The sequence below is a fragment of the Nocardia sp. NPDC051463 genome, assembly GCF_040681975.1.
In the GTDB taxonomy this organism is placed as follows: Bacteria; Actinomycetota; Actinomycetes; order Mycobacteriales; family Mycobacteriaceae; genus Nocardia.
The window spans coordinates 1-9,825 of the sequence record NZ_JBFBAB010000058.1 but is presented as its reverse complement, the minus strand read 5'-3'; the positions used below and the strand labels follow the sequence as shown (position 1 = coordinate 9,825).

Here is a 9,825-nt window from a genome sequence, read left to right as displayed (position 1 = left end):
CCCGTCTCTTACGCAACCAACCAACAAACCCACCGATACCCACCCAACGCAACCCAAGTCTTTTTCTTTTTCTCTCCACCACCACCCCACCCATCTTTTGATCTTTTGATTTCTGATTTCTCCCACCCCCACCCCCGTTCGACATCTCGTGCACACGCAGTGGGTATGAGATGTCGAACGGGGGTGGGGGTGGGAGGGAGCAGAAATCCCGCCTGAAACCGCAGCTCAGGGGATGGGTGGGGTGGTGGTGGAGAGTGCCGATAGGTAGCCGACACGTGCGCTACGTGTCGGCTACCTATCGGCTATGCATTTGATGGAGTTTCGGTGTCGCCAACTCGAACCACCCACCACCAAGATCGACTACCGACACCACGCGGTCGGCCCTTCCTCGGCTGGACAGTTTGAGCCCGGATCGGCAGTCGTTCAAGGGCGCTCCTGGCGTCGCGTCGCCTTCGGCGATGGCCTGGCGGCCACCCTTGAGCGACCACCGCTCCGGACTCGTTTTGCCTACGGAGGAAGGGGCCGGGGGAACAGTCGGGGAGAGAAGGCCAGCCGAGAGGCCGAAGACACGAAGAAGCCCGGCCGATTTCTCGGCCGGGCTTCCGTAGGTGGTCGATCTATGTGGTCGGCGGGGTGTAGGCGCTCAGGTCGTAGTTGCGGCCGTAACCGCCACCCTCGACGGGACCGGCATACAGCAGACCCTCCAGGCGCCCGCCGATCGCGACACCACCAGCGCGGGAGCGGCGTACGCCCGCGGCGATAGCGCGCTGCACGTCGCGATCCAAGGTGATCGACCGCAGACCGTCGTCGGTGTCGTCCTGGCGGTCACCGGGTTCGACCTCGAGGATCAGCTGGGAGTCGATGACCGGGTCTCCGGACTGGGCGACCATCGGTTTGCGGTTGACCCAGTACAGCGGCTGTCCCTGGCTGTTGTGGCGATGCCGGCGCACGACCGCGACGATTTCGCCGCTGACCGTCGCGCCGATCTCGACATCGCGGCCGAAGGGGTTGCGGGCGCCCTGGCCCATCAGCTCGGCGTTGATCTGGTCCAGGTCGGTAAGTGCGTTTGTCATTTCAGTTACTCCTTGGCAATGCGAGTTGGGTGGTGGTTCCGCCTGCGACCAGGCGGAGGTTCTGGGTGAGGGCCGGTTCTTGCTCGACCTTGAGACGGGCGACGATCCGGCCGACCGATCCGTGGTGCAGGCCGACAAGCGGGGCGATCTCGCGGTAGGAGAGGCCGGCCTTATGCATGCGCCACACTTCGATGTCGCGCTCGGTGGTTGGGTCGGGCTGCTCCGATGTCGCCTCCACCTCGACAGGTGTCGCGCCGGTGTCGCGCGGTGTCGCGTAGGCGTCGCCGGTTGTCGCGACATAGGCGGCACCTGTCGCCTCGCTCTCCGGAGTGCGAGGAACCTCCAGCAGCGCGGTCAGAGCGTGCGTGACAGCCACCGCGGCGACCGGTGCCGCTCCCGCGACCGCCGCCGCGGCCAGCTGAGGCAACTTCAGCCCGTCCGCTGTCCACGCGTGAACACCGTTTCCGACCAAAGACACCAGCTCAGCGGCAGCAAGCTCGGCCCAGAAGAATCGGCGCGTACTGGCGGGGATCTTCACCCCCAGCTTCGCGCGCCGGTTCAACGCGACCAGCGAGAAAGCGGCTTGAATGATCGGCCCGTCCACGATGACCGGGGCACCCCACGCCAACCCGTCTGGGATACCGGACATCATCGCCACCCCGTGCAGCGCGATCGCCGACCAGGAGAACGCCGCGATGATCACCGCCGCAAGCGACAGCAAGGCGACAACCTCGGCGACATTCCAACCCGCCGACACCGGCTGCGGCGACACTTCGGCGGCAGCACGCGACGCGGCGGCCATCTCCGGCGACATGGTGTCGCCGTACTGCGACAGATGTTCGGTCATCGGTCGTATCCCTCTCGGTCGGTAGACGCGGGCCAGGGGCTCCACGCCGGAGTACGGATCAGGCGTTCCTGCTCGGCGTGCAGGGCGTGCCCGGCGAGCTGATCCAGGGCGTTGTCCACGTCGCTGGCAAGCTCCCGGTTACGGTCTTCCATCTGCGCGACCTGGTGCTCGGCGGCGGCCCAGTCCGCGGTGACGGCGGCCAGCTGCTCCTCCAGTTCGGCGGTGCGCTGATGCGCGGCGGTCAACCGCTCCTGCAACTCGGCGACGCTCAGACCATCGGCCGGCGGCCGGACCGCGCTCACCGACTGCGACACCGGCGCCGCCGTGCAGACCGTCCGCACCGGTGACCGCAGAGCCGTCGGCCGCGCGGTCACCTCGTCGTAGTCCGCGGCGACGGCGGGCATCGTCGCCTCGACGGACGGGGCGTTCACCGCTCCACTCCGTCCCGCTCGATGTTTGCCATTGCTACTGCCAGGGCGTTGCCGGGCTGGTAGTCGGCGAGTGCGGCGGTGCGGGCGGCGGCGAAGCCCGACGACACCGGAACCGGTGCGCTGGTGCTTACTTCGGCGGCATTCGCCCACGGCATGTCCCGCTCGCCGTGCCCCTGGCGTTCGGGTGTTCGGGACTCGAAATGCGCGGACACCTCTCGCTCCACATCGGAAACGGCGACGCTCGGATCGCGGTATTCGTCGTGGTCGAGCACGCGGGTCACGTAGTGGGAGGTCAGCAGACCGGATTCACTGCGCTCGATACCGTGTTCGGCGAGGTAGTGGGCCTGCCGCTCGCTGCGCAGCTCGATCGGGGACAGCTCACCGGCCTCATGGAGCTCGGCGGCCACCACCACCGCGCTCTCGCGGTCCTCGCTGTAGCGCAGCGTCGCGTCTTCCAGGTAGATCCACTCGTTCATCCACCGGGCGTCACCGCTGAGCCAGGGGTTGGCGTACTCGGCGTGGTCCACCTCATCGGCTGGGTCGTAGTCCTGCGGCGCGCGGTTGATGCTCGCCCATGCGTGCATGAAATCCGATCGCATCCGCTGCTCGGTCTCGGATTCGGTTTCGTGCAGGTCCTCAGCGCGTACGGTGCGGGTATTCTCGGTCATCGGTTCGGCTCCTTCTCTATCTGGTAGTTGAGGTGATGGCTGGGCCACTCCATGCCGGGCGGTCGCACGCCCGGCATGGTCATGTCAGGGTCGGTGCTCAGCGCTCCGCCCCGTTCCGCTCCGCCCCGTTCCGCTCCGCGCTGCGCGCGACCGCGTCGGCCAGGGCATTGCCCGACTGGTAGTCCGAGAGAGCGGACCGGCTCGAAGCGGAGCGGCCCGAGTCCGGCCCGTCCGTCGTGGTCCGTGCGGCGCTCTCGCGGCCGGCCTTCTCCTGCTGATACGAACGACCGCCGCCCTCATACACCCACCAGTTGGTGAATTCGCTTGCGTAGGCGTGCCGGTCAGCGCCGTGGCGCTGCGCGAGGTCTTGGAGCTTGCCCTGTACCAGCGTCGAGTCTTTGTCATCGGCGGCGGACAACATCGACTTGGCCAGCAGCTGCCCCGCCTCCCGCTTCACCCGTTCGTGCCGCTGTGAGGACTCGCTCGTGGGGGGCATCGTGGCCCTGTCTGCGGCCTGCTGGCTCTGGCCCGCTTGGGCTTGAGCGGCTTGACGTTCGGGGCTGCCGTACCGCTGCTCGGCCGGTGTGCGCTCAGCGAGCTTGCGCACCGCCTCGTCACGCTGAGCGAGCAGCTGGTCACGCTCGATGCTCACCGCCGCCGCCTGCTTCACCAGCTTCGAATTCTGTTCGACCAGCGCGTTGTTGTACTGGATCGACAGACGATGCCGGTCCTTGAGCGCCGAGAATTCGCGGTCCCGATCGACGGTCGGGGCGGCTTCGCGTGTACTCGTGTTCGTGGCGTGCGACTCGGTGCTGGTCCACATCGCGGCACGAGCAGCGACATGCTCGGGGCCTCCGCGCGCGGTCCGCAGCGGCGCGTCGTGATTGCCGCGTTCGTGGACATCGGCGAACAGCTGCGCACCCTGCGCCCACGCCGATTCGCGCACATGCTGATTCATCCACGCAGCCGCGTCGGCCTCGCTCGGATGATGCGAATACGAGCGCCGCCACGCCCCGTCCGGGTGATCCAACGACCAGACCTGCGCGACATAGCGGCTGTTGGCCTCCGCGTTGGCGAACTCGGACTCGATCTGTGCGGGAGTCAGACCGGCCCGTTCCGCGGTACGCGCGGCGTCGCGCCACTTTTCGGCCTGATAGTCGCGCCCCTGCGCGGTCGCTCCCTCCGATTGAGCGTTCCATTCCATTTGGGCACGGCGCAGACCCTGAACCGCCTTCGCCCGCGACGGCGTCACCGGCTCAACAGGCGAGCTCATCGCACCCACCGCCCGCTCGGCGGCGACCCGTCCCGGTTGCCCGCTGCGTTCTGGATCACCGAACGTGCTGGCCTGCGCCGCGCGAACACGCTGGGCGACAACCGCCGGCCTTTCGAGGCCCGCGGCTTCCCGCACCCGCGCGACCTGCGCCCGATACCGCAGCGCCTCGATGCCCTTGACCTTGTGCGCGCGGCCGAACAGGTTGCCGGTCGCGAATTCCGGGAACACCGACGCGGCGTCCAGCCCGTCCAACGCGATGCCCTGTTCGACCTGGGTCAGGTGCGGATTGCGCAGGATCTGTTCGGCCATCTCGTTACGCCGCCGCGCCAGCGCCTGGGTGTCACGGTGTCGGCGGTCGTGATCGACACTCGGATCGTCGGCGCGCGCCGACACTGCCGCCGAGTGGTGGCGGAAGGACTCGATTCCCTGCGCCGTCCAGGTCAGCTGGTGGGTGCGGTCCAGAGCCTGCTGCTTGAGCTCCTTGCGCCATGCTTGCTGGATTTCCTTGCGGACCTTGCGGCGCTCCAGCCAGTTGGAGGCTTGGGTGTAGCGCTGCATGGTGCTCGATATCGAGGCCGCGAATTTGCGTGTCTCGCTGATGAGTTCGTCCTCGACGCTGCGATCGGACATGATCAGATCTCCTTCTTGCTGGTGTCGATGGAATCGGCGACGACGGTGTCGGGGCCGGTGAAGTCGGGATAGAGACCATCCGATGGCGGCGGTGCCGGGCGGCTGGACTGGAATTGGAAGCGGTGCAGCACCCCGTATGCCTCGTCCTTAATGCGCCGCTCAGCGGCCTCGAGACGCAGCAGATCCAGCCGTGGCAGACGGAACCGCACGGTGTAGTCCATGCGGGCGTCGAACTCGTTGAGCAGCGCGGCGAGGTGCTCGCTCCACCGAGGCGCCTCATTGCGGCGGTCGGGGCCGGGCGCGGCCCATGGGTCGCCGTAGACACGCACCGAGTTCTCGGCCTGCTCGATCCCTGCAAGCAGTTGCGGTACCGACAACTCTTCAAGCGTGTGCACTGGGTTCTTGCCGCCGAGAAGAGCGGGAGCGAACTTCGCGCGCAGGTCGGCGGTGTACTTGTCCTTGGCGCGCTGCCGTGACCTGTCCACGGCGGCTTTCGTGGCGGTGAGACGGTCGAACTCGGCTCGCTCGGCCGGAGAGAGACGACGGCGCGCAATAGCGTCCTGGATGATGCCGATCGGGTCGTGTTCGTCGACAAGGACGAACCCGGTGACGGTGACCGCGCCTGCGATCACACCGATCGCGGCGGTACGAAAATGGTTGGCATAGTTCATGATTCAGTTCTCCTTCAGGGTTGGAACTACTCGGATTCGGCGATGGACTTCGACGGCGCGGTGCGGCGGTGCTCGTAGCGGGCGCGGCGCGCGGCCAGCGCCTCGACATGGCGGCGGATCCAGGAACCGGCATCAGCGATGGCGTAGACGAGCATCCGCACCGCCTCGCCCGCCCCGGGCCGTCCGGCGCAGTGCCACCACGCGAACGCGGCCAGTGCGAGCACATACAGCGCCAGCGGGCCGGGCAGCGGCAACACCGACACCGCAACGACCGCACCACCAGTCGTGACGACGGCCGGTCCCCAGATCCGCACCCCGTCACGGGTTTTCGTGATCCGGGAAACGTGCGGGGCGACAGTGCGGCCCACGGTGCCGCCATCAGGAACGACCGGCACCAGCAGCTGCGCGGCCAGCTTCTCCGCCGCACTGCCTTCCATATCCGCGGTAAGGGCTTCGAGGATCCGCTGCTCGCGGGTCTGCTCGGGGGCGGGTCGGCCGCCCAGCTCCTCGCCGTGGTCTTCGGGGTCGATCGGGTTCGGCATAGCCATGATGTGGATCTCCTTGCAGTCGTTCGGATTACGCCGGGCGGCGCTTGGACAGATCGATCACCGGCGCCAAAGCGTCGGCCTGGGCGTGATCAGGGCCGGCGAAGCGGTCCAGGCCCGGCAGCGGGCGCAGGCGCTTGAGTTCGGCGTCATCCAGGGGTGAGACCCGACCGAAACGGGCGCGGCCACCGGAGACCTGCACCACGTCGCCCTTCTTCATGGCGCGCAACCGGTTCGGCGGAATCAGGAACTGATCGCCAGGCTTGACGTTGCCCTCGTCCCCGTCGTGATTACCGGCGACCACCTTGCGAGACAGCTCGAACTTCGGGCGGGTGCCGTACTTTTTCGACAGCGTCTCCGGATCCGGAGACCGCATCAGCAGCGAACCGCCCGACGCGGCGGAGACCAGACCGTCACGGTTGTCGTCGTCGTGGCCCAGGCCCTGCCAGGACTGCGCGATCCACCACGACCCGATACCGGCCTTACGCAGGCGCTCAACCCACTTCACCGCGCGGGTCTTGCCATCGGAAACCGCACTGAACTCGTCTACCGCCATCAGCGCGGTACGTCCGTGCTCCTTGTCGGCGAGCTGCTCGAACATCGTTCCCAATGCACCGAACTGAGCACGGGCCCGATCAGGCGTTTTCACGCCTTCCAGCACGATGTAGATGAGGTCGAAATCGGTCAACGACTTGTCGCCGTCGAACGCATCACCCAACGACCGGTACAGGTTCGCGAATTCGGCGCGGGCGGAGGTCATGACCGGCTGTTTGCCGTCGATGGTGGAGGAGATCTCCAGCTCGATGCCCGGCACGCCTGGCCACGGCCTCGCCATGGCTGGGCCGCCCCACAACCGCGCCAGCTTCTCCACGTCGAACCGCGACAAGAACTCGATCCAGGACCGGGGCGGGTTGTGTCCGATCGGCGTCGGAACACCGTCGATCAGCTCGACCCGCGCCGGGGCGTCCACGATCAGGTGGATCAGGGTCTCGCGGATCTCGTGGAAGTACTTCTCGGTGTCGGTGGTCGGTGTGCTGCCGCCGGAGATCATCGCCGAGAGGATCGACCGCAGGTCATCCACGATCGCCTTCTGAACCTCGGGCTTCTTGGTCGCGAAGTCCTTCCGCGGCCACATGCTCAGCGACACGTCGTCGGGGAAGACGCCGATACGGTCCTCACGAACACCGAGCGCACGGAACCACGTCCGCAGACCGGCCGCGACCTTGCGCGATTCCGGTCCGCCGTTGCAGTCGACCACGATCGCCAGCGGCCGGCCGGGACGGTCCAGCCGCCACCACTGCCGATGCCGCGTCCACGTGGTGACGAACCACGACACAAGTACCCGCTTCAGCAGCGTCGTCTTGCCCGAACCGCTGGATGCGACGGTGCTCATGTGCTCGGCGACGTTGATCCACGGCAGGATCAGCCGGGTCTCGGTGCGACCGGTCAGCGACCGGACCAGCGAGCGCGGCGGGGCCTGGTCGCACTCGGTCGACAACCGCCCGATCACCAACTCCGGATTGAGTCCGCCCGTGGTGAAGGGCAACCGGCGCTGCGACAACCGGGTCGCGGCACGCTGCTCACGTTGGGCCTGCGCCCACAACGCCCGCTCGGTGCGAGCCTGAGACGCCAACCCCACCGTCACCAGCTGCACGCGCTTGCGGGTGTGGAGGATGGTCGCGACCAGCCACGCCGCCGGAATCGTCAGCGTGGCCATACCGAGCAGCCCACCGACGTACTCACCCGCGATGAACTCGGTTGCCGCGGCGTTGAACTGGCGGACCGGCGCGAACACATCCCACGCCCACAACGCCGCCGCACCCGGCATCACCAGCACGCTGCCGAACAGCCAGTTCCGCAGCCGCTGCGGCTTCCAACCCAACAAAGTGGCAGGCGCCAGGATCGCGACCGTGCCGATCAGGACCGTCACCAGGACCGCCGCACCCAGCAGAGCACCATCGCCGACGCTGTCCCAGCTCCACGACGAGAAATCCGGCAGCCAGCCCAGCGGGTCGTTCTTGAGCCCGATCGGCGGCATCGTCGGATGGACATCGATCCGCGGTGACTCGGTCGGCGTCGGGACCGGTGTGGCCGCTGGGGTCGGCGCGTACGGCGCGCAATCGGCCGGTGTCAGAACAGGTTTGCAGGTCATGATCAGACCGCCTTTCCTTCGTTGGGGTCTGTGACCTGGGGGATTTCGTGATCAGAGGCTCCGCCCTCGATCACCCGGAGCCCGGGTCGCGGAACCGACGTAGCCAGTGCCTCGTCCACATCGACCAACCGCACTCGGGGACCGTCCGAGAGGTCCAAACCGCCTGCCGCCGCGCGGATCACGTTCTTCACCGCCGCGCCTCGGCAGTAGTAGGTCACGCCGTCGCAGTCCGCGGCTCGGGCCGCCTGTACCGACTGCGCTATCGCGGACTTGGCCGCAGCCAGGTTCTTCGGGGACAGCTCGATCTCGACCGCGCGCAGCTCACCGGTATTGGTGATGTAGCGGCCGTCATGGATATGAGGCCGCGCCACCCCGGCCCGGGTCGGCGGAACCTCCGCCCGCAGCGCACGCTCGGAGATCCACCGGTCCAGATCCAGGCCGACCAGCGCCAACCGCAGCTCCAGCGTGGTGCGCACGTGCGCGGCCATCTTCGGTGTCGGCATCCACGCCCGCGTGGTCCGACCGGTCAGCGCCTCACCGGCTGCCCGAGTCGGGAACACCCACGCCGAGCCCGGCACCGGGGTCACGCGCAGATCCGACACCATTCCGGCCTCGGTCCATTTACGAACGACCCGGTAGGTGCGGTCGCGGGTGACACCCAACATCACGGCCACCACATCGATTGGCGCGCCATACATTTCGGCCAGAATCGTCAACACCGTCATATCGCGCGGCGACAGTTGCTTCATCGGTCGTATCCCTCTCGGTCGGTGCTCCGCGCGATCGCATCGGCCAGGGCGTTGCCGGGCCGGTAGTCGGTGAGAGCGTCATGACTGCGGTTGATCAGACCCTCGAATGCAGGCCTTGAGACCGGCTCACGCACCAGCGGTGTGGAATCGGCCCATCCCGGACCCGGATCGGTGGCCTGTTCGAACTCGGTGCGATCGATGCCGTGGCGCTCGGCCGCGCGCAGCTGGTGCTCGCGAGTCGCCTTCTCCAAAGCGACCAGCTGCGCGGGCGTCGCCTGCCGCTTCTCGGCGGCAAGATTGATGTCGTACAGGTGGGCGACCTGCTCGCGGCCTCGGCGCTGGAATGGCACCTTGCCCGCGATGTCTTGGCCGTTCGGGCGCAAACCCTGCGCGGCCAGCTGGCGGCGTGTGCGCAGATGCGAAGGCGCGGTACGCCAGTCGTAGACCGGGATCCCGCCCTCGACGCGACGGGTCTCGTCGGCCGGGGCGCTCATCGCTGCCACCCCGCCGGAGTCGGCACCGACTGCGCCGGAACACGATTCACGTGCTGGCAGTCAGTGCGCTGCACCTGCGTCGGCGCACAGATATTCGGCGACGGGACATAGGACTGCTGATCGATCCACGCCGCCGAACACCCGACCATCGCGGCCAGCAGCCCGAGCACCAACAACGCCAGCCGCACCTGCGGCGGCAACATCCGAAACACCGAACCCAGACCGCGAACGGTCGCGGCCTCGGTCCGAGCTACCGCGCCGATCACCGGCCGACTCCGCGACGTCGCAGCGG

At 67.7% G+C, this 9,825-nt stretch carries 11 protein-coding genes; all 11 read right to left on the bottom strand.

Features of this window, described 5'->3' with window-relative positions; translation table 11 throughout:
- Positions 1-617: 617 nt before the first annotated feature.
- Positions 618-1,073, bottom strand: a complete 456-nt coding sequence (locus tag AB0M74_RS35005; protein WP_366530600.1) for a hypothetical protein — start codon at positions 1,071-1,073, stop codon at positions 618-620.
- Between the two features lies 1 nt (position 1,074).
- A complete protein-coding gene (locus tag AB0M74_RS35000; protein WP_366530599.1) occupies positions 1,075-1,920 on the bottom strand; it encodes a hypothetical protein in 846 nt (281 codons plus the stop codon).
- Positions 1,917-2,351: a hypothetical protein gene (locus AB0M74_RS34995; protein WP_366530598.1), complete on the bottom strand. Its 435-nt coding sequence runs from the start codon at positions 2,349-2,351 to the stop codon at positions 1,917-1,919. Before AB0M74_RS34995 ends, AB0M74_RS35000 begins: the two co-directional genes overlap by 4 nt.
- Positions 2,348-3,019, bottom strand: a complete 672-nt coding sequence (locus AB0M74_RS34990; RefSeq protein ID WP_366530597.1) for a hypothetical protein — start codon at positions 3,017-3,019, stop codon at positions 2,348-2,350. Before AB0M74_RS34990 ends, AB0M74_RS34995 begins: the two co-directional genes overlap by 4 nt.
- A 97-nt stretch (positions 3,020-3,116) precedes the next feature.
- Positions 3,117-4,922, bottom strand: a complete 1,806-nt coding sequence (locus tag AB0M74_RS34985) for a hypothetical protein (protein WP_366530596.1) — start codon at positions 4,920-4,922, stop codon at positions 3,117-3,119.
- A 2-nt stretch (positions 4,923-4,924) separates the two neighbouring features.
- Positions 4,925-5,593 carry a hypothetical protein gene (locus AB0M74_RS34980; protein ID WP_366530595.1) on the bottom strand — a complete coding sequence of 223 codons (669 nt, stop codon included), beginning with the start codon at positions 5,591-5,593 and terminating at the stop codon, positions 4,925-4,927.
- Positions 5,594-5,619: 26 nt separating this feature from the next.
- On the bottom strand, positions 5,620-6,141 hold the full coding sequence (locus AB0M74_RS34975; RefSeq protein WP_366530594.1) for a hypothetical protein: 522 nt from the start codon (positions 6,139-6,141) through the stop codon (positions 5,620-5,622).
- Positions 6,142-6,169: 28 nt separating this feature from the next.
- The gene (locus AB0M74_RS34970) at positions 6,170-8,290 is read right to left on the bottom strand and encodes a hypothetical protein (RefSeq protein ID WP_366530593.1); all 2,121 of its coding nucleotides are present in this window, start codon (positions 8,288-8,290) and stop codon (positions 6,170-6,172) included.
- Positions 8,291-8,292: 2 nt separating this feature from the next.
- Complete coding sequence (locus AB0M74_RS34965) at positions 8,293-9,039, bottom strand: hypothetical protein (protein ID WP_366530592.1); 747 nt, start codon at positions 9,037-9,039, stop codon at positions 8,293-8,295.
- Complete coding sequence (locus AB0M74_RS34960) at positions 9,036-9,533, bottom strand: RRQRL motif-containing zinc-binding protein (protein ID WP_366530591.1); 498 nt, start codon at positions 9,531-9,533, stop codon at positions 9,036-9,038. Before AB0M74_RS34960 ends, AB0M74_RS34965 begins: the two co-directional genes overlap by 4 nt.
- Positions 9,530-9,825, bottom strand: a 296-nt coding sequence (locus AB0M74_RS34955; protein ID WP_366530590.1) for a hypothetical protein, incomplete at its 5' end; no start/stop codon positions are given. The genes AB0M74_RS34955 and AB0M74_RS34960, both read right to left, overlap by 4 nt.

Bases quoted from the DNA above. Each gene is read 5' to 3' on its own strand.
- AB0M74_RS35005 (WP_366530600.1), bottom strand. From the start codon at position 1,073: ATGACAAACGCACTTACCGACCTGGACCAGATCAACGCCGAGCTGATG.
- AB0M74_RS35000 (WP_366530599.1), bottom strand. From the start codon at position 1,920: ATGACCGAACATCTGTCGCAGTACGGCGACACCATGTCGCCGGAGATG.
- AB0M74_RS34990 (WP_366530597.1), bottom strand. From the start codon at position 3,019: ATGACCGAGAATACCCGCACCGTACGCGCTGAGGACCTGCACGAAACC.
- AB0M74_RS34985 (WP_366530596.1), bottom strand. From the start codon at position 4,922: ATGTCCGATCGCAGCGTCGAGGACGAACTCATCAGCGAGACACGCAAA.
- AB0M74_RS34980 (WP_366530595.1), bottom strand. From the start codon at position 5,593: ATGAACTATGCCAACCATTTTCGTACCGCCGCGATCGGTGTGATCGCA.
- AB0M74_RS34975 (WP_366530594.1), bottom strand. From the start codon at position 6,141: ATGGCTATGCCGAACCCGATCGACCCCGAAGACCACGGCGAGGAGCTG.
- AB0M74_RS34970 (WP_366530593.1), bottom strand. From the start codon at position 8,290: ATGACCTGCAAACCTGTTCTGACACCGGCCGATTGCGCGCCGTACGCG.
- AB0M74_RS34965 (WP_366530592.1), bottom strand. From the start codon at position 9,039: ATGAAGCAACTGTCGCCGCGCGATATGACGGTGTTGACGATTCTGGCC.
- AB0M74_RS34960 (WP_366530591.1), bottom strand. From the start codon at position 9,533: ATGAGCGCCCCGGCCGACGAGACCCGTCGCGTCGAGGGCGGGATCCCG.